Here is a 26,718-nt window from a genome sequence, read left to right as displayed (position 1 = left end):
AGAGCGAGGCACGAGCCAACGAGGACCGAGGCGGGCGCGACCATCAGGCGCTGAGGACGAGCTCGGCCCGGTGGCAGGCGACCTTCCTGCCGGCCACCTCGCGCGGCTCGGGGGCGCTCTCGCACTCCGGTACGGCCAGCGGGCAGCGCAGCCTGAACGGGCACCCCTCGCTCGCGGGGGCCGCCTCCGTCCTCCCCCTCGCCACCGGCGGCTGCCCTCCGAGCCTCGGCACGGCGTCGCGCAGCGCCAGCGTGTAGGGGTGCGCGGGCCGCCTCAGCAGTTCGCCCGTCGGCCCCGACTCGACGACCCTGCCGGCGAACAGCACATGAGAGGTACGGCACAGCCGCTCCACCACCGCCAGGTTGTGGGTGATGAGCAGCCGCTCGGCATCGAGCCCTTCGAGCAGTTCGAGGATCCTCGCCTGGACGGTGACGTCGAGCGCGCTGGTCGGCTCGTCGAGGATGAGCAGCTCCGGCCGGACGGCCAGGGCCCTGGCGATGACCACGCGCTGACGCTGGCCGCCGGAGAGCTGGTGGGGCCTGCGCGCGGCGAGGGCAGGGTCGAGCCCGACCTGCTCCATCAGCGCGGGCACCGCGGCTCTGTCGCGGCTTCCCTCGGCGATGGAGCGGGCCACCGACATCCTCGGGTCGAGCGACTCGGCCTGGAAGACCGGCTGCACGGCCTTCCTGAACGCCTTCATGCCCGCCGTGCGCAGGTCCTTGCCGTTGAAGGTGATCGTGCCGCTCATGGGCCTGAGCAGTCCGAGGAAGGCGCGGGCCAGCGTGGTCTTGCCCGAGCCGGACTCGCCGATGAGGCCGACGCCCCCCTCGGTGATGTCGAGTGTGACGTCGTGGACGACGGGGCGGCCGCCGTACCCGAGGGTGACGCCGTCGGCGCGCAGGATCATGGGAGCGCCTCCAGCAGCTCGCGGGTGTAGGGATGGTCGGGGTCGCGCAGCACGTGGCGGGCGGGGCCCGACTCCACGACCACGCCGTCCTTCATGACGAGCACGCGGTCGGCGATCGTGGAGACCAGGGCGAGGTCGTGGGAGACGAGCAGGACGGCCAGGCCCCGCTCCTCGCGCAGCCCGCGCAGCACGCCGACGACCTCGGCCTGGACGGTGACGTCGAGCGCGCTGGTGGGCTCGTCGGCCAGGATCACCTCGGCGCCCAGCGCGATGGCCATGGCGATGGCGAACCGCTGGGCCTGCCCGCCGGAGATCTCGTGCGGGTAGCGGCGCAGGATCGCCGGGTCGAGCAGCACCGCCTCGCACGCCTGGGCCATCACCGCGTCGATCCCGCGCGCCCCCTTGCCCATGGTGCCGGGACCGCCCGTGGAGCCGGCGCCGCCCGTCAGGCTGGGGCCACCCGTGACGCCGTGGAGTCGCAGCGCCCTGCGCATCAGGACGCCGAGCCTGGTCGTCGGGGAGAGCGCCGCCTGCGGGGACTGGATGACCAGCGCCGCCTTGGCGCCGCGTACGGCACGCAGCGCGCGGGGCCGCGCCTTCATGACGTCCACCCCGCACACCGACACCTCGCCCGACACGCGGGCGCCCTCGGTGAGGCCGAGCAGCGCGAGCAGGGTGGTGGACTTGCCCGAACCGCTCTCCCCCACGATCGCCACGCACTCGCCGCGCCCCACGTCCAGCTCGGGGACCTCGGCCACGACCCTGTCGCCGTAGGCGACGCGCAGATCCCGCACCCTGATCACCTGATCACCGTCCTTCGCGGGTCGAGCGCGCTCCGCAGTCCCTCGCCGAGCACGTTGAAGGCGAACGCGGTCACCAGGATGGCCAGGCCGGGAAAGGTGACCACCCACCAGTTCGTGGTGAAGAGGGCCTGGCCCTGCTGCACCATCAGCCCCCACTCGGCGGTCGGCTCGTGAGCGCCCAGCCCCAGGTAGGACAAGGCTGCCGCGGTCAGGATCACCCCTCCGGCGTCGAGCGAGAGCTGCACGAGGACGGGCGTGATCGAGTTCGGCAGCACGTGCCGCCACACGATCACCGGCGCGGGCACGCCCAGGCAGCGGGCCGCGTCGACGTAGCTCCTGGTGGACACCGAGGCGGCCACCGAGGCCGACAGGCGGGCGTACCACGGCCACCAGGTCACCGCGATCGCCAGGATCACCGTGGTCACGCTGGGCTGCAGCACGACGGCGAGCGCGAGCGAGAGCAGCAGCGCGGGGAAGGCCAGGAAGATGTCGGTGATCCGCATGATCACGTCGCGGATCCAGCCGCCCGCGTATCCGGCCACGACGCCGAGCGTGACGCCCACCAGCGCCGAGACGGCCAGCACGGCAGCGGCGATCGCCAGCGAGGTGCGCCCGCCGTACAGGATCTGGGTGAGGATGTCGCGCCCCACGTGGTCGGTGCCGAACCAGTGCGAGGAGCTGGGCTCGAGCAGCTTGTCGAGCGGCCTCGGGTCGTTCTCCTCGTACGGCGCCAGCCACGGCGCGAAGAGCGCCGACGCCACGATGAGCACGAGCAGCACGGCCCCGAAGGCGGCCAGGCGGTCGGGCATCCTGGGCAGCCGCCTGCGCGGCTCGACGACGGTCATCGCGTCCTCACCCTGGGGTCGATGACGCCCTGCAGCAGGTCCACGACCAGGTTGACCAGCACGTAGACCACGGCGACCAGCAGGGTGACGCCCGCGATGCCCGGCGTGTCGGCCGAGGTGATCGCGTTGAAGGCGTAGCGGCCGAGACCCGGCCAGTTGAAGACCGCCTCGACGAGGAAGCCGTTGACCAGGGAGTAGGCGAAGACGAGCGCGATCAGCGACAGGACGGGGTTGAGCGCGGGGCGCAGCGCGAACCTGGTCAGGATGGTCGTCTCGCCGAAGCCCAGGGCGCGCTCCAGCCGTACGTGCTCCTGGCCTGACTCCTCGATGAGCGCGGCGCGGGTCATCTGGGCGATCACGCCCGCCGGGTAGGCGGCCACGACCAGCGCGGGCAGCACGAGGTGGTCGAGCGTGCTGGTGAAGATGGGCCAGTTGCCGGTGATGAGAGCGTCCACGATCGTGATGTTGGTCCAGAGCGTGAGCGGGCTGGTGGTGTCGAGCGAGGCGTCGTACTCGCCGGCGACCGGGAACCAGCCGAGGTGGCTGGCGAAGACGGTCTGCAGGGTGAGCGCGAGCCAGAACACCGGCACGGAGACGGCCAGCATCGAGCCGAGCCGTACGCCGAGGTCGGGCAGCCTCGCCTTGTGACGGGCGGCGAGGACGCCCACAGGGATCCCCACCACGATCGCGAGGATCAGGGCCGCTCCCACGAGCTCCAGCGAGGCGGGGAAGGCGGTGAACAGGTCCTCGCGGACCGGCTGCCTGGTGCGCAGGCTGGTGCCCCAGTCGCCGGTGACCAGGTCCCTGACGTAGTTCCAGAGCTGGACGTGGAGCGGCTGGTCCAGCCCGAACTGCCGGCTCGCGGCCGCGAGCTGCTCGGGCGTCGCCTTGGGCCCGGCGTAGGCGACGGCGGGATCGCCGGGGACCAGCCGCATGATGACGAACGTGAGCGTGACGACGCCGGCCACGACCAGGAGGGCCTGGCCGAGCCGGCGCGTCAGATACCCGATCACCCGGCGAGCGTCAGATCGTAGAAGGAGACGACGTTCGGGTAGGCGGGGTTGTCGACGTACCCCTGCACGCCCGCCGTCAGCGCGCGCTGGTAGGTCTGCACGTACGGCACCGCCACGGCGGCCTTCTCCTCGATGATCTTCTTCTGCAGGTCGGCGTAGGACTGCTCGGCCGCGGCCCTGTCGGTGGCCGTCAGCTGGGGCAGCGCGTCGATCGCCTTGTCGATCGCCTCGTCCTTCAGGTAGGAGAGGTTGAAGGAGACGGGGTCGGCGCTGCGGAAGACGTTGACGAACCACGAGTAGGGGTCGGCGTAGTCGGGGAACCAGTACATGACGAAGATGTCCTGGCCCTTCTTCTTGCCGAGGTCCCACTGCGCGTTCCACTGCATCGGCTTGGCCTGCAGGGTGACGTTCAGCTTCTTCAGCTGCGAGCTCAGCAGCGTGACCATGAGCTGCTGGTCGGCGTCGCCCTGGGCGTAGGTGAGGCTGAGCTTCAGCTCGTTGAGGTCGGGCCCGTAGTCCGCGGCGGCCAGCAGCTCCGCCGCCTCCTTCAGGTCCTGCTTCGGCTCCAGGCCGGGAGTGAAGCCGAGCAGGCCCTGCGGCACCAGGCCCGAGCCCTTCACGCCCGCGCCCTCCAGAGCGGCGGCCAGGCCGTCGTAGTCGAGGACCTTCTGCAGCGCCTGCCGGACCTTCACGTCCTTGAGCGGGCCGCTCTCGGTGTTGAACAGCAGCATCAGGTTCTGGAAGGAGGGCGTCCGCGTCGCCTGGACCCCCGGGGTGGAGCCCGCCTGCGCGAACAGCTGCGGGTTGAGCCGCTGGACGAAGTTGACCTCGCCGTTCTTCAGCAGCTGCCACGCCGTGGTCAGCTCGGGCGTCACACGGAAGGCCACCTTCTTGTACTGCCCCGGCTTCCAGCCGCCCCAGTAGTCGTCGAACGCCTTGAGCGTGAGCTCGGTCTCCTTGCCCTTGGCCCAGGTGTCGATCGTGTAGGGGCCGGAGCCCGCGTCGGTCGTGCCGTCCTTCACCTTCTCGACCACGCTGGTGTCGTAGATGTAGGAGGCGTAGCCGGAGGAGGCCACCAGGTCGAGCGGGGTGGCGTACTTCAGCGTGAACTTCAGCGTGCCGCCGTCGGGCGCCTCGATCTTCTTGACCGCGTCCCAGATGTAGGCGGCGCCGCTCTTCAGCTTCATGGTCCGCTCGATGGCCTTCTTGGCGGCCTCGGCGGTGACCGGGTTGCCCGAGTGGAACTTCACGCCCTCGCGCAGCTTGAACGTCCACTCCTTGCCGCCGTCGGCCGAGCTCCACTCGGTGGCCAGGCGCGGCTCGGGCTTCTGGCTCGCGGCGTTGTAGCGGGTCAGCGACTCGTAGATGTTCTGCATCGCGATGTTCTCGTTGGAGTACGAGGTCGCGGGGTCCCAGTCGGTGACCACGTCGAGGTTGGGCGCGTAGACGAAGGCCTTGTCGTTGACGGCGGCGGGGGCCGCGCTCGTGCTCGCGCTCGCGCCAGGCTGGGTGGCGGGGGCCGAAGGGGGCTGGCTGGCGCCACGGACCTGGCCGCCCGCGCACGCGGAAGCGGTCATGGCCACGGCGCCGACGACCCCTGCGGTGAGCAGACGCTTGTGCCAGCGCATGGGGGGAGTTCCTTTCGTAGGCGGTGATCCGGGCCTTTCGCCCGGTTTCACCCGACGCGCAAGATCGTATCTACTTACGCCTCCCCCTTCGCGAGTATCACCACAACAGCAGGCCCGCCGCCGCGACGCCCAGCGCGAGAAGGCTCGCCAGCCCTCTGATCACGTTCCACCGCTGCCAGCCGGGCGAGTAGTCCGCCCACAGCCGCTCGGCCGGGCCCGTCCCCGCCTCGAGCGCGTTGTTCATCGGCACGTTGATCGCCATGGTGACCACGAAGGCGCCCACGACGTAGACGCCTCCGGCGGCCAGGAACGCGATGCCCGCCGACGGGCGGCCCTGCGTCAGGAGCAGGACGCCCGTCACGAGCGGCGCGACGTTGGCCGCGAGGAACACCGGCAGGAACAGCGGGTTGAGGATCTTCCTGTTGGCGCTCCTCATCGCCGCGACGGCCCGCTCGGGCTCGATCGCGTCGAGCCCGGGGATCACCGAGGTCGAGAACGCGAAGAACAGTCCGGCCATCGCGCCCAGCAGCAGCACACTGAGCACGGCCGAGGCCATCGTCATCATGATCTACTCCACATTCCACTCGCCGCCGCACGCGCGGCGCACTCGTCGCTCCGGTCGAAGGGGGGCGTGCCGTTCCGCGAGCCGGCACCGACCGGCAGTCGCCCGGTCGTGCGGGCACCGCCCAGGACCAGATCTGTCATGTCCTCAGCTTGGCGGCGGCGACCGAGACGGGCCATGGCTCACACGCTCAGCCCCATCATCGAGCGTCTAGGCTTCGGCTCATGGACGCTCTCGCCGGACTTCTCGACGGCCCGCGCGCCCGCGGCGCCTTCCTGCTCCGCTCGATCATGACACCGCCGTGGTCGGTCCGCATCCTCGACCGCGCGCCGCTCACGCTGGTCTCGATGCTGCGCGGCGAGGCGTGGGTCCTGCCCGACCGCGGCGACCCCCTGCGCCTGCGTCCGGGCGACGTCGCGATCATGCGGGGGCCCGAGGCGTACAACGTGGCCGACGCCCCGGGCACCGAGCCCACCATCCTCATCCACCCAGGAGAGCGCAGCACCACGGTCGACGGGGTGGAGCTGTGCGCCTCCATGGACCTGGGCGTCCGCACCTGGGGCGAGAGCCTGGACGGCCCCACCGCCATGCTCAGCGGCACCTACCAGATGCGCGGCGAGATCAGTCAGCGTCTGCTGCTCGCTCTGCCCGCCTCCCTCGTCGTGCCCTCGCTCGACTCCCCCCTGCTCACGCTGCTCGGCGACGAGATCGCCAAGGATCAGCCGGGACAGGAGGTCTTCCTCGACCGGCTGCTCGACCTGTTGCTGATCGCCACGCTGCGGGCCTGGTTCTCCCGTCCCGAGGCGGGCGCGCCCGCCTGGTACCAGGCGCACAGCGACCCGGTCGTGGGCCGCGCCCTGCGGGTGCTGCACAACGAGCCGGCCAGCCCGTGGACCGTGGCGACGCTGGCCGAGCGCGTCGGGGTGTCCCGCGCCGCGCTGGCGCGGCGCTTCACCGAGCTGGTGGGCGAGCCGCCGATGACGTACCTCACGGGGTGGCGGCTGGCCATGGCCGCCGACCTCCTGCGCGAGCCCGACGCGACCGTGGGGTCGGTGGCCAGGAGAGTGGGGTACGGCAGCGCGTTCGCGCTGAGCACGGCGTTCAAACGGGAGCGGGGAGTGAGCCCCCAGGAGTATCGCCTGACCTCCGTGTAGCGCCCCTGACGTCGAACGAATATTACACTGTGTGACGATTCTCCGCGCTTTGGCGCGGACATGTTACACAGCGTGAGTATCGCGATGCCCCGACTGTCCCCCGGCGGTCGGGCATGGCTGTGGGTGGTGGTGGCAGCCCTCGCTTGGACCGTTCAGGTCGGAGGGCTCGGCCCCGCGTACGCCGAGGCGTTCGCCGCCGAGGGCGAGAACGTCGCCGTCGAACGGCTCCCCGTCTCCGACGACACCTCACGGAGAACCGCGCTTCCCGTCCGGCGTCCTTCTCCGCCTTCCCTCCTCGGACGGCACGATCCCGTGGTGGCCACGCCTGCCGCGCCCGCGTGCGTGCGGAAGACGGCGCTCAGGACGCTGCTGTGCGTGTGGCGTACGTGACAGGGCCCGTGCCCGCCGTACCACCACATGATCGGAGCAAGACCATGAAGGATTCCTGCGTCGTCCTGGAGACGTGGACGCACCGCTGCGCCCTGTGCCATGCGGAGTGGAAGCACACCTATGAGGCATGGCACGTCGACAACGGGTGCGGCCGGAGCGCGGTGACCTGGCGCGACCGCGGCCACCTGGTGCCGGCGCCCTGGTCGGACCCCGCCTGCCCGGCCTGCTCGGGCCCCGCCTGTCCGGGCCCTGAGTGTCAGGCGCCGGCCGGGGCCGCCGTCGCCCGCTGACCCGTGCCGCCGCCGCGCACCCCGGCGGCGGCACGCCCCCACGCCCGACCCCGCCCGACCGCTCCCCCCAGCCGACCTTGTCCCGGCCCTCACCTCCAGCCGGCCCCGCGAGGCTCCCCCCGGCCGACCTCGGCCTGGCCTTTCCTCGGCCGCCCCGTGGGGCCGGGGCGAAAACGTCGGTGCCTGGGTTTAGGGTTTCGGGTTCAGGCTCGCCGTGACGGCGGGAACCGAAGTTCTGCTGGGCGCGCGCCCTCGGCGGACGGCACCACGCGGCCGGCGGAGGCGCCGGACGGGCTTGCCGTACAGGAGGAGACACAGCGACCACCCGGCAGACAGGAAGAACATCATCCCCCGGTCCGGCAGAATTGAGCGGCGGACCATCGAAAGGCGAATCAGTGCTCTCTATTCACCAGCGGATCGCGGAAGAGCTGGGCGTACGCGACGGGCAGGTGCAGGCGGCGGTCGACCTGCTCGACGGCGGCGCGACCGTGCCCTTCATCGCGCGCTACCGCAAGGAGGTCACCGGCGCGCTCGACGACGCGCAGTTGCGCACGCTGGAGGAACGGCTGCGCTACCTGCGTGAGCTCGAGGAGCGGCGCACGGCGATCCTCGAGTCCATCGCGTCGCAGGGCAAGCTGACCGACGAGCTCAGGGAGCAGATCGTCGCGGCCGACACCAAGGCCCGCCTGGAGGACATCTACCTCCCCTACAAGCCGAAGCGCCGCACCAAGGCCATGATCGCGCGCGAGCTCGGTCTCGAGCCGCTGGCCGACGCGCTGCTCGCCGACCCGACGCTCGACCCGATCGCCACCGCGGGCCCCTACGTCGTCGAGGGGCTGGCCGACGCGGCCGCCGCCCTCGAGGGCGCGCGCGCCATCCTGATCGAGCGCTTCGCCGAGGACGCCGACCTGATCGGCACGCTGCGCGAGCGCATGTGGTCGAACGGCAGGGCGGTCTCGTCCGTGCGCGAGGGCAAGGAGGAGGCGGGCGCCAAGTTCTCCGACTACTTCGACTTCAGCGAGCCGTTCACCAAGCTGCCCTCGCACCGGATCCTGGCGATGTTCCGCGGCGAGAAGGAGGAGATCCTCTCGGTCGCGCTCGAGCCCGAGGAGGGTCCCGAGTACGAGCTGCGCATCGCCTCCCGCTTCGGCATCTCCGACCAGGGCAGGCCCGCCGACAAGTGGCTGAACGACACCGTCCGCTGGGCCTGGCGCACGCGCATCCTCGTCCACCTGGGCCTCGACCTGCGCATGCGGCTGTGGCAGGCGGCCGAGGACGAGGCGGTGCGGGTCTTCGCCGCCAACCTGCGCGACCTCCTGCTCGCCGCCCCCGCGGGCACCCGCACCACGATGGGCCTCGACCCCGGCCTGCGCACCGGCGTCAAGGTGGCCGTCGTCGACGCCACCGGCAAGGTCGTCGACACCGCGACCATCTACCCGCACGAGCCCAAGCGGCAGTGGGACCAGTCGCTGGCCGTCCTCGGAGCGCTGGTCCAGAAGCACGGCGTCGAGCTGATCGCCATCGGCAACGGCACCGCCTCCCGCGAGACCGACAAGCTCGCAGGCGAGCTTGTCAAGCACATGCCGGGGGTGACCAAGATCGTGGTGTCCGAGGCGGGCGCGTCGGTCTACTCGGCCTCCGCCTACGCCTCGCAGGAGCTGCCCGAGCTCGACGTCTCGCTGCGCGGCGCGGTCTCGATCGCCCGCCGCCTGCAGGACCCGCTGGCCGAGCTCGTCAAGATCGACCCCAAGTCCATCGGCGTCGGGCAGTACCAGCACGACCTGGCCGAGACCAAGCTGTCGCGCTCGCTCGACGCGGTGGTCGAAGACTGCGTAAACGCGGTCGGCGTCGACGTCAACACCGCCTCGGCGCCGCTGCTGACCCGCGTGTCGGGCATCGGGGCGACGCTGGCCGACAACATCGTCCAGCATCGCGACGCCAACGGCCCCTTCAGGTCGCGCACGGCGCTGAAGGAGGTGCCGAGGCTCGGGCCCAAGGCCTTCGAGCAGTGCGCGGGCTTCCTGCGCATTCCAGGCGGCGCCGACCCGCTCGACGCCTCCAGCGTGCACCCCGAGGCCTACCCGGTGGTGCGGCGCATCCTGAGCTCGGTGGGCGCCGATCTCAAGTCGCTCATCGGCAACACCGCGACGCTGCGCTCGCTCAGGCCCGCCGACTTCGTCGACGACACCTTCGGCCTGCCGACGGTGACCGACATCCTGGGCGAGCTGGAGAAGCCCGGACGCGACCCGCGTCCCGCCTTCAAGACGGCGACGTTCAAGGAGGGCGTGGAGAAGCTCTCCGACCTGGCCTCGGGCATGATCCTCGAGGGCGTGGTGACGAACGTCGCGGCCTTCGGGGCGTTCGTGGACGTCGGCGTCCACCAGGACGGGCTGGTGCACGTGTCGGCCATGTCGCGCACGTTCGTCAAGGACCCGCGCGACGTGGTGAAGCCAGGCGACATCGTCAAGGTGAAGGTCCTCGAGGTCGACATCCCCCGCAAGCGCATCTCGCTGACGCTGCGGCTTGAGGATGAGGCCACGCAGGGCGGCGACGGCCGTCCCCGCCAGGGCAGAGGCGCCGGCGGTGCCACCGGCTCAGGCGCCGGTGGCGGTGAGCGCGGGGCTCGAGGTCCCGGCGAGAGCCGTGCGGACGGCGGGCGCTCCGGCGGCGGCCGTCCCGGCGACGGACGTTCGGGCGGTGGCCGCTCCGGGGATGGACGGACCGGCGGCCGTTCGGGCGACGGGCGTACGGGCGGCGGGCGCTCCGGCGACGGCCGTCAGGCAGACACCCGCTCCGGCGGCGGACGCGGTGAGGGCGGCCGCTCTGACGGTGGTCGCTCTGACGGCGGCAGGTCCGACGGCGGCCGTGGGAACGGTGGCGGCAGGGGTGACGGCGGCCGCCAGGGCGGCGGACAGCGCCGCCAGGGCCGCCCCGCCCCGACGGGCGCGCTGGCGGAGGCTCTGCGCAAGGCCGGCCTGGCGGGCGACGACCACTGACGACCGATGGGCGCCGCCGATCCTGTCAGGCGGCGCCCACCTTCCAGGGCCCCTGCTCGCCGCAGCCCTGACCGGACCTTCACCAGCCCGCTGAGGGGTGGGCCTGGCCGAGGGTGTGTTCAGCGGCGAGCGGACGGGGGCCGCTGACGGCCCGTCTACTGGGTACGGTCATGGGGTGGGTGCCAAGGACAACACCAGCGACCTCTACCGCGAAGCCGTACGCCAGGCACGTGACCTGCTCAGGTGGCGATCACCGTTGCGGGCCGAGCTCTGGGCGAGCAGGCTGGCCGCCGCCTCAGGACCAGAGGGGACGGCCGAGCCGCTCGTTATCCGCGCGACCAAGGACCGCACCCGCGAGGCGCGCCTCCTGCTGACCGCACTCGCCGCCCTGTCCCCCTCGGCCCCCGAACCCCAGGACGAGGCCGACACCACCGAACATCCTGCGGAGAAGCCCGAGGGCCGTCCCGAGACCGGGGAAACGACGGGAGCCGGAACTCCCACGAAAGCCGAGGGTTCCGTAGGAGCCGAGCAGCCCACAGGAGCCGAGGATCACGCGGCAACCGGAGGTTCTACGCGAGCCGGGGGCACCGCAGGAACCGAAGGTCCCATCGGACCCGAAGATTCCACAGGAACCGGAGGTCGTGTCGACGCCCAGGGTGCAGGCGGGGAGGCGTGGATGGGGTTGATGGGGCGGGCTCGGGTGGAGGGGGCCTGGTACGGCATGGCCGACCTCCATGGCGAGCAGGCCCTGGCGATCCTCTCCTTCGTCTACCCCAACGGCAAGGAGCCCCACCTGGCCGTCGTGGCCATCGACCAGGCCCACGGCGGCTTCACGGTCGACGCCGTGATCGAGGAGCCCAAGTTCCTCGACGACCTCGACGTCCGTCCCGCCGACCCCGCACTGGTGGCCGGGCGCATCCTCGACGCCTTCGACCTCACCGACGCCGTCATGGGCGCCCCCGTCGCCGACACGCTGCCGGCGGCCCGCGCGATCGTGCTTGCCAGAGCCAGGGCCGTCGAGCACCCTCTCCGGCACGCCCCCGACGACACCGTGACGAGCTTCGCCGGTCTGCCCGACCTGCCCGGCGCGAATGAGGCGTTCGCCACACTTGTGGAGTTCGTCGGCGATCGTCCTTCGTGGTGGAGTCCGGCCAGAGTCACGCAGTTCCTCACCTCGTGGCTGCCGAGGGAGGCCATACTCAGCGACGCGGCCGTCAGCGCGATGCCGCAGGTCCTGCGGGCATGGACACGCCATCTGGGTGATCGTCCCGAGGTGCTCCAGCGCGTCGAGGCCGACTCCCGCGACCTGCCGCAGGCGATGGCCGACGAGTTGCGCTTCAGCCTCGCCAAGCGGCTCAGGCTGGCCGAGCTGCGCCACCAGGGGCCGCAGGACTGACCGCGGCCGCTATGCTGCGCAATGACCTTATCTGCGGCCCATTGAGGGAGAGCACACCATGTACAAGGAGTTCGCGGCCGAGGCTGTCGTGTGGGTGGTCCCGATCGTGGTCCTCATCGGCCTCGCCCTCATGATCACTGCCTGATCGAAGGCTCGTGGTACCAGCCCGCGTGACGGCTCCCGCAGGAGCCGTCCGTGGGCTTTCGGCGTTTCCCGCCCGGTGGGGTCAGCGGTAGTAGAGGTAGCGCACGGAGGTGTGCGCCCTGACGTACCAGCGTCCGTAGTCATAGCGGTCGCGCCACATTCCCGCGAGCTTGCCCGTCCTGACGGTGCACGAGGCGACCCGCACCTTGCCGGCCCGCATCGTGCCGACCCAGTCGCTGCAGCTGCCGACGCTCCTGCCGTTGACCTTCAGCTTGGCGGTGAGCCTGACGCTGTAGACAGTCTGCCGGGAGACGTTCTTGATGCGCACGTTGACCCTGCACGTGCTCCTGCAACGCCCGAAGTACGGCTTACCGCGCAGCAGCTTCGGGCGAGCCGACGACGCCGAAGAACCTGACGAAGCCGAAGCGGCCGACGACGCCGATCCGGCCAGTGCCGCCGACGACGACACCGGCGCAGCGGACACCGGAACCCGCGCCGCAGCCGGAGCGGTGACCGTCCTGGTCACCGCCCCCGAAGACGCAGAGGCCACGCCGGGTGCGACGAACACCACCGACGCGGCCGCGGTCAGGACAGCGATACTTCTTAACATCAAACCCCCAGATTCCCGGACGAACAGACGCGACGATTAACCGCTATACCGGCCCGCCTGTCAAACGTGGCTAGGACGCCCAGGCCAGGAGCGGCCCGCCCTCTCTGAGCCGTCGCAGCGCCTGCTTCTCCAGCTGCCTGATGCGCTCCCTGGTCAGTCCCAGAATGTCGGCGATTTCCTGATAAGTCATGACCTTGCCGTCGACCAGGCCGTACCTGCATCTGATGATGAACGCCTCGCGCTGCGGCAGCGACCGCACCAGCTCGCGCAGCTCCGCCGACAGCGCCCGCAGCTCCATCAGCTCCTGCACCTGCAGCAGGTCCTCGTCGGCGATCAGGTCACCGACGCTCGCCTCGCCGTTCTCCCCGACGGGGGTGTCGAGGCTGATCGTCTCCCTCGCCAGCCTGCGCAACCCGGCGACCTGCTCCACCGTACGGCCGGCCGATCCGGCCAGCTCCTCCTCCGACGGCTCCCTGCCCAGGTCCGACGCGAGCCTCCTGGCGATCCTGGACAGCCTCGAGACCTCCTCCGCCACGTGCACGGGCAGCCTGACGGTCCTGCTCTTGTCGTTGATGCCGCGCTCGATCGCCTGCCTGATCCACCACATGCCGTAGGTGGAGAACTTGTACCCGCGCCGGTAGTCGAACTTCTCCACCGCTCGGATCAGCCCGAGGTTGCCCTCCTGGATCACGTCGAGCAGGGGAAGCCCCCTGTGCGCGTAGCGCTTGGCCGCGGCGACGACCAGGCGCAGGTTGGCGCGGATCAGCCGGTCCTTGGCCTGCTCACCCTCCATGGCGACGACGCGCAGCACGTGCCGGTCGTCGCCATGGGCGAGCAGATGCCGCGCGTACAGGCCCGCTTCGACCCGCCTGGAGAGCTCGACCTCCTCCTCAGCGGTGAGCAGCGGGACCCTGCCGATCTCCTTGAGGTAGTCACCCAACAGGTCCGCCATGCCGCCCGACTACCCCACAAACGGCGGAGAATGCCCCGATTCACTCAGTTCGGCGATGGCCAGTTCGGCAGTGGGCCTGATCTCGAAGAACCTGTCGAGTGCGGTGATGGCGAACAGGTGCTTGCACCGCCCGTTCAGACCGGACACCAGCAGCCGTCCGCCCGAGGCGGTCACCGCCTTGTGCAGGTAGACCAGCACGGACAGGCCCGAGGAGTCGCAGACGCTCACCGCCTGCATGTCGATAATGATCATCGGGGGCAGACTGAGGTCGAGCGCCTTGGTGACCCGATCACGCACCTCGGCAGCCGATCCGAAGTCGAACTCTCCCGTGAGCCTCGCGATGACGCAGGGACCTTGCAGTCCGAGGCTGATCGACAAGGCCTGCTCCGCAGTCACCCAGCTCCACCTACCCGTGTAGCACTGTCAGATCCCGCTACTTTACGAGAAGTAGCGGGCGGGGTTGGTAACCAGGAGCTGTTCCAGATGCGCATCTGTTACACCGGAAGCGCGCAGCGCAGGCAGAACGTCATCGTGGATGTGGTCATAACGCCAGTTCGGAGCCACCAGAGGAACACCTTCGTCCCACTGTCCGCCGAAATAGTCCATGAAGCAGGCGGTGTCGTGGCTCAGCACCATCCTGTCGGCGTAGCCCAGCTCGCACAGCGCGGCGATCGTGGCGACGCGTTGCTCGGTCGGGTTGTACATGTCGAGCCCGAACCTGTCCATCCCGAGGATCGCGCCGGTGTCGGCGAGCCTGCGGAGGTAGTCGAGGTCGTTGCTGTCGCCGGCGTGACCGACGACGACCTTGCGCAGGTCGACGCCCTCCTTGGCGAACAGGTCGAGCGCCGGCAGTCCCGACTGCGACGGGGCGTCGGTGTGGACGGTGATCGGCGCGCCGGTCCGCACGTGGGCCTGGGCGGCGGCTCTGCACATCCGCTCGACGCCCTCGGTCAGCCCCCGCTCGTCCACCACGCACTTGATGAAGGCGGCCTTGACTCCCGTGTCGGAGATGCCCCGAGTGAGGTCGCGGACCATGTCGTCGATCATGGGGTCGGGCATGTCCATGAGCAGCCCTGGCCCGCGGTGCTTGTAGGGGTGGGGCGGCAGGTCGTAGAAGTACAGGCCGGTCGCGACGATGATGTTGAGCTCGGGCACCTCGTCGGCGATGCGCTGGATGCGCGGGATGTATCGCCCGAGCCCCCAGACGGTCGGGTCGACGATCGTCCGCACACCCTTCGCGGCCACCGCCTTGAGCTTGCCGATGGCGTCGGCGACCCTGAACTCCTCGTCCCACCAGTCCCCGTCGCCGTAGTTGTCCCTGTGCTCGGTCGACAGCGCGAAGATGTGCTCGTGCATCAGGGTCTGGCCGAGGTCGCCGACGTCGACCTGCCCGCGGACGGTGGGAACGGTGGGCATGCGCAACCTCCCATACCGGCTGGTCTGTTCGCGCCAACCTACGTCAAACGATCCTCGGGAACAATGGCGAGGGCTCGGGCAGGCGCGCCCCCTCCACCTGCGCCGCCACCCTCGCCGCCGCCTCGGGCAGGAAGACCTCCAGCTGTACGGCGAGCGTCCTGCACGCCTGCACCAGTGTCGCCAGCGCCACGTCAGGATCGGCCTGCCGCCACGGCCGCTCCCTCTCGATGTACCTGTTGGCCTCCTCCACGATCGACCACACCGCCGACGCGGCCGCGCGGAAGTCGAAGGCCTCCAGCGCCGCGTGGACCCGCTCCTCGACGTCGGGCACGAGCGGTTCGGCGGGCACGTCGGGCACGTGGCCCCCACGGAACCTGTGGACCATGGTGACGACCCGCTTGACCAGGTTGCCGAGGCCGTTGGCCAGGTCCTCGTCGTGCCTGGCCGCCAGCCGTCCCTCGGTGAAGTCGGCGTCGCCGACGCGCGGCACCTCGCGCAGCAGCCACCACCGCACGGCGTCGCTCCCGTAGCGGGCGGCCAGTTCGACGGGGTCGACCGCGGAGCCCGAGGACTTGGAGATCTTGCGGCCCTCGACGGTCAGGTAGTCGTGGACGTAGATCTCCGTGGGCAGCGGCTCACCGGCCGACAGCAGCATCGCCGGCCAGTAGACGGCGTGGAAGCGGATGACGCCCTTGCCGACCAGGTGGATCTTCCGTCCTCGCGCCCACCAGCGCTCGTAGTCGTCCAGGGCGGTGACGTAGTTGGCCAGGGCGTCCCACCAGACGTAGACGACCTGCGAGGGGTCGCCGGGCACGGGGATGCCCCAGCCCCTCGCCCGCTCCTGCGAGCGGGAGATGCTGATGTCCTCGAGCCCCGCCTCGATGAAGGCCAGGATCTCGTTCCTCCTGGCGGCGGGCTCCACGCGCAGGCGGCCGTCCGCGATGAGCTCTCTGAGCCGGTCCTGGTAGCGGGACAGGCGGAAGAACCAGTTCTTCTCCTCGACCACCTGCAGCGGGCCGCCGTGTTCAGGACAGCTGTCCTCGGTGGAGAACTGCTCGCAGCCGACGCAGTACAGGCCGGAGTAGTGGCGCTGGTAGACGTCGTGCGCGGTGGCCCGCCACAGCCGCTCGACGCCCTGCCGGTGCGCGGGGTCGCGGCTGGTGCGGACGAAGGAGTCGAAGGAGAGCGCCAGGGGTTCGCGCAGCTCCTCGAAGGCTCTGGCGTTGCGGTCGACGAACTCCTGCACCGGCACGCCCGCCGCCTGCGCGGCCAGCACGTTCTTCAGCGAGTTGTCGTCGGTGCCGGTCTGGAAGCGCACGGGCTCGCGCCTGCGGTAGTGCCTGGCCAGCACGTCGGCCTGGACGATCTCCAGCGCGAACCCGAGATGGGGACGAGCGTTGACGTAGGGGATGGTGGTCGTGATGTACATCGGAACCTCCACAGGGGCCCCGGACATGCGAAGAGGCCCCGGATGAGCAGGGCCTCGGAAGAAGACGTCGGCGAGCCCCTAGGGGGCCGTCATTCGCCGCGTCGTCATGTCGCTCAGCATAGCCGCGATCTGAAACTTTCACCGCCGTGCTGCACCGGAGTGAGCCCGTGTTGACAGGCGCTCGGCTCGTTCCGGAGTCTTTTGGGAGCGCTCCCACTCCCTTGGAGACCCCATGAAACGCATCGCTCTGGCGGCCGCGGTCGGGTTGGCGGCCTTCCTGCCCGCCCTGCCGTCCCACGCGGCCGTGTCCTGCGCGGTCGAGTACTCGACCACCGACTGGTCCACAGGCTTCACCGCCAGCGTCAAGATCACCAACCTGGGCGACCCCGTGAACGGATGGCAGCTCGGCTTCGCCTTCCCGGGCAACCAGAAGATCACCAACGGCTGGAGCGCCACCTGGCAGCAGTCGGGCGCGAACGTCACCGCCGCCGCCCTCGACTGGAACAAGGCGCTGGCGTCGGGGCAGTCGGTCAGCATCGGGTTCAACGCCGACCACACCGGCGCCAACGCCAAGCCCACCGTCTTCACCCTGAACGGCACGGCCTGCACGGGCGGTGTCTCCCAGCCGCTGGCCGTGAGCCTGACCAAGCCGGCGGCCGGCGCCACGTTCACCGCGCCGGCCACCGTCGCGCTGGAGGCCGAGGCCACAGGGGCGGTCGCCAAGGTCGAGTTCTTCAACGGCACGACCAAGCTCGGCGAGGACACCACCGCGCCCTACACCGCCACCTGGTCGAACGTCGCCGCCGGCGCCTACCAGCTGACCGCCAGGGCCACGGACACCGCGGGGGCCACCAAAACCTCGGCCGCCACGGCGATCTCGGTCACCGCCTCCGGTACCCCCGCCATCTCCGTCAGCCCCGGCACGGTCAGCGTCCAGGAGGGCGGCCAGAGCCCCGTCAGCGTCAAGCTCACCAGCGCACCCTCGGCCGACGTCACCGTCACCGCGGCCCGCACGGGCGACGCCGACCTGAGCGCCACCCCCGCCACACTGACCTTCACCCCCTCTACCTGGGACACCGCCCAGCCGCTCACCATCAGGGCGGCCGAGGACGCCGACCAGACCGACGGCAGCGCCGAGTTCGGCCTGACAGCTCCCGGTCACACCGCGGCCAAGGTGAGCGCGACCGAGGTGGACAACGACGGCGCCCCGCCGACGGGCGAGCACGTCGCCAACCCCTACGACGGCGCGAAGGGCTACATCAACCCCGACTACGCCGAGCAGGTCACCGACCTGGCCGACGCCACGGGCGGCGCGCTCGGCACCGCGATGCGCAAGGTCGCCGGCTACTCCACCGCCGTGTGGATGGACCGCATCGGCGCCATCACCGCGGGCCGCGGCCTGCGCGGCCACCTCGACGCCGCCCTGGCCCAGCAGAGCGGCAGCACGCCCGTCGCCATCCAGATCGTGATCTACGACCTGCCCAACCGCGACTGCTCGGCGCTGGCCTCCAACGGTGAGCTGTCGATCGCCAATGACGGTCTGAACAAGTACAAGACGCTCTACATCGATCCCATCGCGGCCATTCTCAGGGACCCGAAGTACGCCTCGCTGCGCATCGTCACGATCATCGAGCCCGACTCCCTGCCGAACCTGATCACCAACCTCAGCTACCCCAAGTGCGCCGAGGCCAAGAGCACCGGCGCCTACGAGCAGGGCGTGATCTACGCCCTCGACCGGCTCCACGCGATCAGGAACGTCTACACCTACGTCGACATCGCGCACTCGGGCTGGCTCGGCTGGAGCAGCAACTTCGGCCCGACCGTCGACCTGATGACGAGCGTCGCCAACCGCACCACCGCCAAGTTCGACAGCGTCGACGGCTTCATCACCAACACCGCCAACTACACCCCGACCGAGGAGCCCTACCTGCCCAACCCCGACCTCAACGTCGGCGGCCAGCCGATCAAGTCGGCCAAGTACTACGAGTGGAACCCCTACTTCGACGAGGTCGACTACGCCACCGCCCTGCGCTCCGCGTTCGTCGCCAAGGGCTTCTCCACGGACCTGGGCATGCTCGTCGACACCTCGCGCAACGGCTGGGGCGGCGCGGGCCGTCCCACGGCGGCCAGCACCTCCACCGATCTGAACACCTACGTCAACGGCTCGCGCGTCGACCGCCGCCTGCACCGCGGCAACTGGTGCAACCAGTCCGGAGCCGGCATCGGCGCCCGTCCGACCGCCGCTCCCGCCGCGGGCATCGACGCCTACGTCTGGGTCAAGCCGCCCGGTGAGTCCGACGGCATCAGCGAACCCACCCCCGGCGGGCCGAACGAGGAGGGCAAGCAGCACGACCCCATGTGCGACCCGGAGTTCACCGGCTCCCGGAACAACGCCCCGACCGGCGCGCTCGACAACGCCCCCCACGCGGGCGGCTGGTTCCCTGCGCAGTTCCGCATGCTGGTCGAGAACGCCTACCCCGCCCTGTGACCATCTCCACCTCACCCGCTGCGCCCCGGAGCCCCCACCTCCGGGGCGCGGCCCGTCGTCAGGCCGCCGGAGATCCCCTGCGGCGCCTTCTCAACGCCCACACGCCCGCCCCGAGCGCGAACACGGCCATCCCCGCGACCACCGACTCCATGGGCAGCGTGAAGGCCAGCACGGCGCAGAGGAGCAGCCCCACCACGGGGACGGCCCTCGGCGGCGCGCCCTCCTGCGAGGTCAACGTGAAGGCGCAGGCGTTGGCGACCGCGTAGTAGACCAGCACGCCGAACGACGAGAACCCGATGGCTCCCCTGAGGTCGGCCACCAGCACCAGCGCGACGACGGCCACCCCCACCGCCAGCTCCGCCCTGTGCGGCACCTTCCGGACCGGATGCACCGCGTCGAGGAGGCTCGGCAGGTCGCGCTCCCTGGCCATCGCGAACGTCGTCCTCGACACCCCGAGGATCAGCGCGAGCAGCGCGCCGAGCGCAGCCACCGCCGCTCCCGCCTTCACGACAGGAGCCAGCCATGCCGCTCCCGCCCAGGTCACGGTGTCCACCAGCGGCGCCTGCGACAGGCCGAGCCGCGCGGGGCCGAGCACCCGCAGCGCGGCCAGCGCGACCAGGACGTAGACGACGAACGTGACGCCGAGCGCGAGGAGGATCGCCAGCGGAATCGTGCGACGCGGGTCGCGCACCTCCTCGCCGAGCGTGGCGATGCGGGCGTAGCCGGCGAAGGCGAAGAACAGCAGGCCCGCCCCCTGCAGCACGTCCCATGGGGTGTCGGCCTGCGCGAGAAGGGGTGCGGAGGGCGCCGAAAGCGCCGGGCCGCCGAGCAGCCCCGCGGCCACCACCGCCGCCAGCACCGCGAGAACGAACGCCACGATCAGCCTGGCCGCCAGCGCCGACCGCTGCACGCCGAAGAGGTTGAGCACGGTCAGCGCCACCACCGCGCCCACCGCGAGCGGCCTGGCCAGATCGGGCGCGACGTAGGCGCCGAAGGTGAGGGCCATCGCCGCGCAGGAGGCCGTCTTGCCGACCACGAAGCCCCAGCCCGCCAGGTAGCCCCAGAACGGGCCGAGCCGCCGCCTGCCGTACACGTAGGTGCCGCCGGAGTCGGGGTAGAGAGCGGCCAGCCTGGCGGAGGAGGTCGCGTTGCAGAAGGCGACGACCGCGGCCAGGGCGAGCGCGGCGGGCAGCCATCGCCCCGCCGCGGAGGCGGCGGGCGCGAAGGCGGCGAACACGCCCGCGCCGATCATCGCGCTCAGCCCCACGACGACGGCGTCGGCCGTGCCCAGCCGCCGCGCCAGCTTCGGCACCATCGCACCCCCTCCCGTACGCGGGCGCCACACCCGCAGGTGTCACTGTGCCCTACAGGGACGGGGGGAACTCAGGCCGGGTACGCGGGGTGCACGCTCACGCTGTCGCCGTGCCGTCCCCCGCTTGCGCGTCCTCCTTGGACGGCACGATCAGAACCGGGCGTCCGGCGTGGTGCAGCACCCTGTCGGAGGTGCTCCCCAGCAGCAGCGACCGCACCCCGCCCAGCCCTCGGGTGCCGGTCACGATCAGGGAGGCGTCGATCTCCCCCGCGACGTCCACGATCGTCGACCAGACGGCCATGGAGTCGGGCTCCCAGCGCGCCGTGGCCTCGAGCCCCGCCTCCCGTGCCAGGCGCGCCCCCTGCTCGGCCAGCTCCTTCGTCGCCGCCTCTATCGCCTCGTCCTCCGCGGTGGTGTCGACGGGCGCGATCAACCCCGCCGAGCCCCTGATCGAGGCCAGCGCCAGCCGCTCCCACACGCTCAGCACCACCGCCTGCTGTCCCCTGAGCAGGTGACCGGCGTAGGTGATCGCCGCCTTGGAGTCGTCAGAACCGTCGTACGCCACCAAAATCGTCATTTCGGTCTCCCTTAAGTCGGCCTCGCCTTCACCTCTATCCCGCCCCGGGCGTTTCACGCCCTTGGTCGTTTCGGGATCGGCCGACGGGTAGGGCAAGGAGCATGACCGTGACACAGTTCCAGGACCTGCCTCTCGCCGACCGCGACAGGGAGTGGGACGCGGCCGAGGCCGACAAACGCGTCCGCGCGTGGGCGAAGGCCGAAGACAGTCCCAACGCCGACTACCGCAGGGCGCACCTCTGGTACGACGGTGACGAGGCCGACGAGTTCGGCGCCTACAAGCTGCCGATCGCCGACGTGATCGGCGGCACGCTCAAGGCCGTCCCCCGGGCGATCATGGCCGCGGGCGGGGTGCTGCAGGGCGCCAGAGGAGGGGTGAAGATCCCGAAAGGCGAGGTGGACCGGGTCAAGGCCCACCTCGCCAAGTACTACGCGAAGCTGGATGAGACACCGCCCTGGGAGCGATGAGCCCGCCTAGACGAATGAGTCCAAGGCGTATGGTCACGTTCAGTGGTCGTAGGCGATCAGGGATCGTTTGATCGGCTGGCTGGTCTTGTCGTTGTGCCAGATCACGGTGGTCAGCGCGAGGATCCTGGACAGCACGCGGATGAGGACGCCGGCTGGGGTCCGGCCCCCGTGGCGTTCCAGGTCGAGCTGGCCCTTGAAGGTTTGGTTGATCGATTCGATGGTCTGGCGTAGCGGTTTGAACAGCCGCGCTCCGGCCCGCTCGCTTTCGCCCTGGCGGGCCGGTCGCAGCAGGCGCAGATCACGCTCGGTCAGCGCGTGCTCGAAGTCCCGCCCGTAGTACTGCCGGTCGGCGATGATCGACTGGCCCGGATGGCCGGCCACCACCTCGGGAGCGGCATCGAGCATCCCGAGCAGGGTGTGGCGCTCATCGGCCTTGGCGCCGGTGAGGGCGAACATCACCGGCAGCCCGCCCAGGGTGCACAGCAGATGTAACCGCAGCCCCCAGAAATAGCGGGAGTGACTGGCGCAGTAGCCGTACTCGGCCCACCCGGCCAGGTCACTGCGCCGAGCGGTATCGCGGGAGCGGCCGCACTCCACCGGGGTGGAGTCGACGACCCACACATCGTCGCTCCACAGCGTGGTGTCGGCGGCCAACATCCTGATGATGTGCAGGACCAGCCCCGATGCCTTCCGTAGCCGTTTGCCGTACCCCGACTGTCCGGGCAGGTAAGGGAACATCCCGCCCAGTTCGGCGTGGGCATAGCGCAGCCAGCGTCGTTCGGAGACGAAGCCCAGCAACGCTGACATGACCGCCAAGGTCACCAGTTCGGCGTCGCTGAGCGTGGGCCCGATACCTGTCTTCGGCCGCCACGGGGCCAGGCCTGGCGAGGCCTTCAGTAGATCATCGACCTTCACATACAGTGCGGTTGCGAGGGTGTCCAACTTGGTCGTCACAAACTGAGGGTGGGCGCCCTCGCCCTATCTCCGCAGCTACGCCTTGGACTCATTCATCTAGGCGGCCAGCGACCGTGACGTCCTCGCGGGGACGGGCGCCACGGCGGCGGCGTGCTGGACGGAGACCACCCTGGGCGTACGTTGGCCCGCGGCGTGCGGGAGCCGTACGAGGTGGAGGGCGAGCAGCAGGAGCAGGCCGACCTCGGAGACCACCACCAGCCGCTGGGTGAGACCGGCGGGGATGTCGGCGTTGTCGAGCGGGACTCCGGCCATCCGCACCACGTAGGGGATCACGACCAGGACCAGCGCTCCAAGCGCGATGCCGCTGAGCGCCTTCATGGCCCGCGCGTAGTTCGCCTTCGCCCTGACCAGCAGCAGCCCTGCGACGGGCATCACGAGGAAGGCGACGAATCCGGCGTAGCGGTGGATCGCGCCCGACATCGACAGGTCGAGACCTGGCCTGTCGGTCGGGAAGAGGCCGAGCAGCAGCATGCACACCCCCCAGACCGCCACCAGCGACACCGCCATCCGCCCCGCGCCCGACCTGCGCAGCCCTTCGGCGATGAATACCGCGCCCACCGCGAAGAGGGTGAGCGAGGCGGGAAGCAGCCACCCGATCGGATGGAAGGCGTACTCACTGATCAAGGTGTGCAGCGGGTCGAGCCCCGCCTGCGTCTGTAGCGTGAGCATGGCGCCCGTGCCGGTGCCGAGCGTCGTGAATCCTCCGATGAGCAAACCCTTCATGGTTCCAAGCTCGCGTGATACGGCGTTTCGCAGTATCGGAGATCGGCCCCACGCGGCCCCTGAACCTACCCCTACGACCTTGGTAGGAAGATCCCCGGCCTCACCCTGATGACCTGCGCGAAGAACGACCCTGGTAGGGCAGGCCCCCTCAGGGTTCCTCCAGTCAGCGGTCATGATTTGACTTCGAGCGCGCTCTAAGGGCGAGGCTGTGGGCATGACGATCCAGGAGGCCGCGCGCAGGTCGGGACCGGCATGCCGATCGCGGACAGGTGCCGCTACGCCGGCCTGCTCAGGCAGGGGCCCGCACACCGGAGAGCGCCGGCGGATGCTCGAGGCCCACCGCGTGCGCGTGACCGCCAGGATCGCCGAGCTCTCCCAGGACCTCGGGGTCCTGGACTACAGGATCAACCTTCGCAAGGAGACGTCATGACCTCCAGGATCGGGCTCGGCTGCATGGGCATGTCCGAGTTCTACGGCGCGGCCGACGAGAACGAGTCGATCGCCGTCATCCACCGCGCACTTGACCTTGACGTGACTTTTCTCGACACGGCCGACATGTACGGCAAGGGGCACAACGAACAGCTGGTCGGCCGCGCCATCAAGGGCCGCCGCGACGAGGTGTTCCTCGGCACCAAGTTCGGCATCAGGCGGGACGGCGGCGCCCGCAGCATCGACAACAGCCCCGCCTACATCCGCCAGGCCTGCGACGCCTCGCTCCAGCGCCTCGGCGTCGACCACATCGATCTCTACTACATGCACCGCCGCAACCCCGACGTGCCGATCGAGGAGTCGGTCGGCGCCATGGCCGAGCTGGTCGAGCAGGGCAAGGTCCGTCACCTCGGCCTGTCGGAGGTGACCGCCGACACCCTGCGCAGGGCGCACGCCACGCACCCGATCCACGCCCTGCAGAGCGAGTACTCCCTGTTCACCAGGGGCATCGAGCAGGAGATCCTGCCCGCCGCCCGCGAGCTCGGCGTGAAGCTGGTCGCCTACTCCCCTATCAGCCGCGGCCTGCTCAGCGGCGCGCTGCCGCCGGCCGACCAGCTGCCCGACGACGACTTCCGCAAGCACCTGCCGAGGACCTCGGGCGAGGCGGGCGAGCACAACGCGAAGCTGGTCGAGCAGGTCAAGGCCATCGCCACCGAGGTCGGCTGCACCCCCGCCCAGCTCTCGCTGGCCTGGCTCCTGGCGCAGGGCGAGGACATCATCCCGATTCCCGGCACCAAGCGGCTGAAGTACCTGGAGGAGAACGCCGCCGCCGCCTCCATCACGCTCACCGCCGACCAGCTCGCCGCGCTCTCGACGGTGGCCGACTCGGTGCAGGGCGCCCGCTATCCCGACATGTCGTCGGTGGAGAAGTGATGTCCATCTAGCGGGTGATTCTTCGCCGGGCGACGACGCTCTACAGTCGAAAACCATGAGGCTCGACTGGGCGATCGCCGCGATCGTGGCCCTGTTCTCGCTGGCAGAGGAGATCGGCGGACGCACCGGCGAGCCCGAGCGCGCCGACCCCTGGCTGTGGGCCGGGCTCGCGCTGGCCAGCGCGGTCCTGGTCGCGTTCAGGCGGCGCGCACCGTTCACCACGCTGGCCGTCTACACCCTGGTCGGCGGCCCGGCGATCCCGCTGTCGAAGGAGACACTCGGCGCCTGGCAGCTCTACGTGGAGCTGCTGCTGCTGTTCACGCTGATGGCCGAGGTGCCGCTGCGCGACCGCCGTACCCCCGCGGGTCTGGCGCTCGCGCTCGGCTTCATCGGCCTAATCGTCTTCACCGACACCGGCCCCGTGGGTCCTGGCGACATCGCGATCGCCCTGGTGATGGCCACCGTCGCGGGCGGGGCGGGCCTCGCCGTCCAGCGCTACAGGGTGGTGGCCGCCCAGGCGCAGGAGCGCGGGGCCCTGCTGGCCAGGGAGGCGGTCAACGAGGAGCGCAACAGGATCGCCCGCGAACTGCACGACATCGTCGCCCACAGCGTCAGTGTGATGGTCATGCAGTCGGGAGCGGTCCGCCGCCGCCTGGAGGAGGAGCAGGCGCGCGAGCGCGAGGCGCTCACGGTCGTCGAGGAGTCGGGCCGCGCGGCCGTCCACGAGCTGCGCAGGATGCTCGGCGTGCTGAGGTCGGGCCCCGAGGCGGCGGCCAAGGCGCCGCAGCCCGGCCTGGCCCGGCTGGAGGAGCTGGTCGAGCAGGTGCGCGTGGCCGGCCTCGACGTGAAGCTCGACGTGCGGGGCGAGCCCGCGCCGCTGTCGGCTGGCCTGGAGCTGTCGGCCTACCGGATCATCCAGGAGGCGCTGACCAACGCGCTCAAGCACGCGGGCCCGACCAGGGTGACGGTCACGGTCACGCACCGGCACAGGGAGCTGTCCCTGGAGATCGCCGACGAGGGCCCCGCTCCTGGCCACGCCACACCCGAGCGCCACGGCCTCGGCCACGGGCTGATCGGCATGCGCGAGCGGGTGGCGCTGTTCGACGGCCGGCTCGACGCCCATCCCCGTCCGGGCGGCGGCTTCATCGTGCGGGCGACACTTCCCGCCTGATCAGCATCGAGGCCGCCACCAGGCCGGCCACCACCACCGCGCGCCCAGCGGGATCGCCCCCGAAGGGCCGGCGCGCTCAGCAGCACCGCGCCTCGTCCGTCGCCCGTGCCCGCATCGCGACCGCCTCACGCGCGGGTGTGACCGGCTCAGCCCGGCGTGTCGAAGTAGGCGCGCACCACGGTCGAGCCCTCGCCGGTGTGGATGCGCACCAGGTCGCTGAGCAGGTTGACGATCAGCAGGCCGCGCGAGCCCGCCGTACGGGGGTCGACGGGTGAGCGGCCCACGAGCGGGTCGGTGATGTGCCCCGCGTCGCTGACCTCGCAGACCAGGCGCCCCTCCTCGCGCCAGAGCCGCAGCGTGCCCGAGCCCCCGCCGTGGTCGAGGCTGTTGGCGCCGAGTTCGGAGACGGCCAGCTGGACGTCGTCGAGGCGGGTGCCGCTGAGACCCGCGGCCATCGCCCACTCGTTGGCCAGATGGCGCACCTGGGCCAGGTTGCGGTGGTCGAAGCGGAGCACGGCCGCGTCCTTCGGCTCAGGAAGCGGCCGGTTGTAGCCGTCGATGACCCGCGAGGGGGAGTAGACAGGGCTGCGACGCTCCCCCGTGGCGTCCTGGATGACCGGGTGGGTGAGCGCCGCGTCGTCGAGCACGAGGGGCTCGAGGCGTTTGGTGTCGTAGGGACACAGGATCGTGACCCTGCGCCCGGCGAAGGCCAGGTTGATCAGCGCCTCGTGCTGGGCGCAGGCCGGGTACTCCGTCTCGCTGCGCCCGGCCCAGATCGGCTCGCCGATGATGCGCACGTGCCGGTCGGGGAAGCGGTCGGCGAAGTCGCGCAGCACGCCGGGGATGATCCTGCCGGGATTGCGGCCGACGACGGTCATGTCCAGCATCTTCACGAGCTCGGCGGCCTCGCCCAGCTCGTGCTTGATCAATTCGAGATTGGGCGCAGGAACCGACACGGCCACCGGCTCCCCAGCCTCGAGTCCGTCGCGGATGAAGGGCACGGTGCCCGACAGATACTCCGCCTCGTTCTCGTAGAAGAGCGCCGGATGCACGAACGCCATAAAAGTCAGGTTACCTCCACCGGGTGAGTTACGCCTGATCATCGGGT

Annotated in this window: 26 protein-coding genes; 10 read left to right on the top strand and 16 right to left on the bottom strand. The window is 70.7% G+C overall.

Features of this window, described 5'->3' with window-relative positions; all coding sequences use genetic code 11:
* Nucleotides 1–43 precede the first annotated feature (43 nt).
* The 6 genes from FHR33_RS34895 to FHR33_RS34870 all read right to left on the bottom strand — a co-directional run bounded on the left by FHR33_RS34895 (nucleotide 44) and on the right by FHR33_RS34870 (nucleotide 5,761).
* Nucleotides 44–907, bottom strand: a complete 864-nt coding sequence (locus FHR33_RS34895; RefSeq protein ID WP_183656996.1) for an ABC transporter ATP-binding protein — start codon at nucleotides 905–907, stop codon at nucleotides 44–46.
* Entirely contained in the window at nucleotides 904–1,710 is an 807-nt protein-coding gene (locus FHR33_RS34890; RefSeq protein ID WP_183656994.1) for an ATP-binding cassette domain-containing protein, read from the bottom strand. Before FHR33_RS34890 ends, FHR33_RS34895 begins: the two co-directional genes overlap by 4 nt.
* A complete protein-coding gene (locus FHR33_RS34885) occupies nucleotides 1,707–2,555 on the bottom strand; it encodes an ABC transporter permease (protein ID WP_183656992.1) in 849 nt (282 codons plus the stop codon). The genes FHR33_RS34890 and FHR33_RS34885 overlap by 4 nt, the downstream gene beginning before the upstream one ends.
* The gene (locus FHR33_RS34880; protein WP_183656990.1) at nucleotides 2,552–3,568 is read right to left on the bottom strand and encodes an ABC transporter permease; all 1,017 of its coding nucleotides are present in this window, start codon (nucleotides 3,566–3,568) and stop codon (nucleotides 2,552–2,554) included. Before FHR33_RS34880 ends, FHR33_RS34885 begins: the two co-directional genes overlap by 4 nt.
* Nucleotides 3,565–5,196, bottom strand: coding sequence for an ABC transporter substrate-binding protein (locus FHR33_RS34875; protein WP_183656988.1), 1,632 nt, complete (start codon nucleotides 5,194–5,196; stop codon nucleotides 3,565–3,567). The genes FHR33_RS34880 and FHR33_RS34875 overlap by 4 nt, the downstream gene beginning before the upstream one ends.
* Before the next feature lie 97 nt (nucleotides 5,197–5,293).
* Nucleotides 5,294–5,761: an anthrone oxygenase family protein gene (locus FHR33_RS34870; protein ID WP_183656986.1), complete on the bottom strand. Its 468-nt coding sequence runs from the start codon at nucleotides 5,759–5,761 to the stop codon at nucleotides 5,294–5,296.
* 221 nt (nucleotides 5,762–5,982) lie between these two features.
* Here FHR33_RS34870 and FHR33_RS34865 point away from each other — a divergent pair, with 221 nt between their 5' ends.
* The 4 genes from FHR33_RS34865 (at nucleotide 5,983) to FHR33_RS34850 (ending at nucleotide 11,984) form a co-directional block, all read left to right on the top strand.
* On the top strand, nucleotides 5,983–6,912 hold the full coding sequence (locus FHR33_RS34865; protein WP_183656984.1) for an AraC family transcriptional regulator: 930 nt from the start codon (nucleotides 5,983–5,985) through the stop codon (nucleotides 6,910–6,912).
* Nucleotides 6,913–6,984: 72 nt separating this feature from the next.
* Complete coding sequence (locus tag FHR33_RS34860) at nucleotides 6,985–7,302, top strand: hypothetical protein (RefSeq protein ID WP_183656982.1); 318 nt, start codon at nucleotides 6,985–6,987, stop codon at nucleotides 7,300–7,302.
* A gap of 685 nt (nucleotides 7,303–7,987) precedes the next feature.
* Nucleotides 7,988–10,588 carry a Tex family protein gene (locus FHR33_RS34855; RefSeq protein WP_183656979.1) on the top strand — a complete coding sequence of 867 codons (2,601 nt, stop codon included), beginning with the start codon at nucleotides 7,988–7,990 and terminating at the stop codon, nucleotides 10,586–10,588.
* 175 nt (nucleotides 10,589–10,763) lie between these two features.
* Complete coding sequence (locus FHR33_RS34850; RefSeq protein ID WP_183656976.1) at nucleotides 10,764–11,984, top strand: hypothetical protein; 1,221 nt, start codon at nucleotides 10,764–10,766, stop codon at nucleotides 11,982–11,984.
* Between the two features lie 226 nt (nucleotides 11,985–12,210).
* Here the strand turns inward: FHR33_RS34850 and FHR33_RS34845 are convergent, their stop codons facing one another.
* A complete protein-coding gene (locus FHR33_RS34845) occupies nucleotides 12,211–12,456 on the bottom strand; it encodes a hypothetical protein (protein ID WP_183656973.1) in 246 nt (81 codons plus the stop codon).
* Between FHR33_RS34845 and FHR33_RS34840 the strand changes: the two genes are divergently transcribed.
* Nucleotides 12,449–12,778 (top strand): hypothetical protein, encoded by a 330-nt coding sequence (locus tag FHR33_RS34840; protein ID WP_183656970.1) that lies wholly within the window; start codon nucleotides 12,449–12,451, stop codon nucleotides 12,776–12,778. The genes FHR33_RS34845 and FHR33_RS34840 overlap by 8 nt on opposite strands.
* Before the next feature lie 30 nt (nucleotides 12,779–12,808).
* Here FHR33_RS34840 and FHR33_RS34835 read toward each other — a convergent pair whose 3' ends face one another.
* The 4 genes from FHR33_RS34835 to FHR33_RS34820 are packed head-to-tail and all read right to left on the bottom strand — an operon-like array spanning nucleotide 12,809 to nucleotide 16,535.
* A complete protein-coding gene (locus FHR33_RS34835; protein ID WP_183656968.1) occupies nucleotides 12,809–13,690 on the bottom strand; it encodes a sigma-70 family RNA polymerase sigma factor in 882 nt (293 codons plus the stop codon).
* 9 nt (nucleotides 13,691–13,699) lie between these two features.
* Nucleotides 13,700–14,086 carry an STAS domain-containing protein gene (locus FHR33_RS34830; protein ID WP_183656965.1) on the bottom strand — a complete coding sequence of 129 codons (387 nt, stop codon included), beginning with the start codon at nucleotides 14,084–14,086 and terminating at the stop codon, nucleotides 13,700–13,702.
* Nucleotides 14,087–14,128: 42 nt separating this feature from the next.
* A complete protein-coding gene (locus FHR33_RS34825; protein WP_183656962.1) occupies nucleotides 14,129–15,106 on the bottom strand; it encodes a phosphotriesterase family protein in 978 nt (325 codons plus the stop codon).
* 43 nt (nucleotides 15,107–15,149) lie between these two features.
* Complete coding sequence (locus FHR33_RS34820) at nucleotides 15,150–16,535, bottom strand: methionine--tRNA ligase (protein WP_183656958.1); 1,386 nt, start codon at nucleotides 16,533–16,535, stop codon at nucleotides 15,150–15,152.
* Between the two features lie 232 nt (nucleotides 16,536–16,767).
* Here FHR33_RS34820 and FHR33_RS50840 point away from each other — a divergent pair, with 232 nt between their 5' ends.
* On the top strand, nucleotides 16,768–19,023 hold the full coding sequence (locus tag FHR33_RS50840; RefSeq protein ID WP_183656955.1) for a glycoside hydrolase family 6 protein: 2,256 nt from the start codon (nucleotides 16,768–16,770) through the stop codon (nucleotides 19,021–19,023).
* 58 nt (nucleotides 19,024–19,081) lie between these two features.
* Here the strand turns inward: FHR33_RS50840 and FHR33_RS34810 are convergent, their stop codons facing one another.
* Together FHR33_RS34810 and FHR33_RS34805 are read right to left on the bottom strand one after the other, a co-directional pair.
* The gene (locus tag FHR33_RS34810) at nucleotides 19,082–20,338 is read right to left on the bottom strand and encodes an APC family permease (protein ID WP_183656952.1); all 1,257 of its coding nucleotides are present in this window, start codon (nucleotides 20,336–20,338) and stop codon (nucleotides 19,082–19,084) included.
* Between the two features lie 94 nt (nucleotides 20,339–20,432).
* Entirely contained in the window at nucleotides 20,433–20,912 is a 480-nt protein-coding gene (locus FHR33_RS34805; protein WP_183656949.1) for a universal stress protein, read from the bottom strand.
* Nucleotides 20,913–21,013: 101 nt separating this feature from the next.
* Between FHR33_RS34805 and FHR33_RS34800 the strand changes: the two genes are divergently transcribed.
* Nucleotides 21,014–21,379 carry a hypothetical protein gene (locus tag FHR33_RS34800; protein WP_183656946.1) on the top strand — a complete coding sequence of 122 codons (366 nt, stop codon included), beginning with the start codon at nucleotides 21,014–21,016 and terminating at the stop codon, nucleotides 21,377–21,379.
* Between the two features lie 39 nt (nucleotides 21,380–21,418).
* Here FHR33_RS34800 and FHR33_RS34795 read toward each other — a convergent pair whose 3' ends face one another.
* A complete protein-coding gene (locus FHR33_RS34795; RefSeq protein WP_183643426.1) occupies nucleotides 21,419–22,333 on the bottom strand; it encodes an IS982 family transposase in 915 nt (304 codons plus the stop codon).
* Nucleotides 22,334–22,390: 57 nt separating this feature from the next.
* Nucleotides 22,391–23,077, bottom strand: a complete 687-nt coding sequence (locus tag FHR33_RS34790) for a DUF998 domain-containing protein (RefSeq protein WP_183656943.1) — start codon at nucleotides 23,075–23,077, stop codon at nucleotides 22,391–22,393.
* 214 nt (nucleotides 23,078–23,291) lie between these two features.
* On the opposite strand from FHR33_RS34790, the gene FHR33_RS34785 reads away from it, so the two are divergent.
* The 3 genes from FHR33_RS34785 to FHR33_RS34775 are packed head-to-tail and all read left to right on the top strand — an operon-like array spanning nucleotide 23,292 to nucleotide 25,610.
* Entirely contained in the window at nucleotides 23,292–23,507 is a 216-nt protein-coding gene (locus FHR33_RS34785) for a MerR family transcriptional regulator (RefSeq protein WP_183656940.1), read from the top strand.
* Complete coding sequence (locus FHR33_RS34780) at nucleotides 23,504–24,439, top strand: aldo/keto reductase (RefSeq protein ID WP_183656937.1); 936 nt, start codon at nucleotides 23,504–23,506, stop codon at nucleotides 24,437–24,439. The genes FHR33_RS34785 and FHR33_RS34780 overlap by 4 nt, the downstream gene beginning before the upstream one ends.
* A 55-nt stretch (nucleotides 24,440–24,494) precedes the next feature.
* Nucleotides 24,495–25,610 carry a sensor histidine kinase gene (locus FHR33_RS34775; protein ID WP_183656934.1) on the top strand — a complete coding sequence of 372 codons (1,116 nt, stop codon included), beginning with the start codon at nucleotides 24,495–24,497 and terminating at the stop codon, nucleotides 25,608–25,610.
* Nucleotides 25,611–25,756: 146 nt separating this feature from the next.
* Here the strand turns inward: FHR33_RS34775 and FHR33_RS34770 are convergent, their stop codons facing one another.
* Nucleotides 25,757–26,671, bottom strand: a complete 915-nt coding sequence (locus FHR33_RS34770; RefSeq protein ID WP_183656930.1) for an anti-sigma factor RsbA family regulatory protein — start codon at nucleotides 26,669–26,671, stop codon at nucleotides 25,757–25,759.
* Nucleotides 26,672–26,718: the final 47 nt, after the last annotated feature.

Source organism: Nonomuraea dietziae (assembly GCF_014195505.1).
Lineage (GTDB): Bacteria > Actinomycetota > Actinomycetes > Streptosporangiales > Streptosporangiaceae > Nonomuraea > Nonomuraea roseola.
Note: the sequence above shows the minus strand (reverse complement) of the source record. Positions and strands in the feature narration are given on the sequence as shown.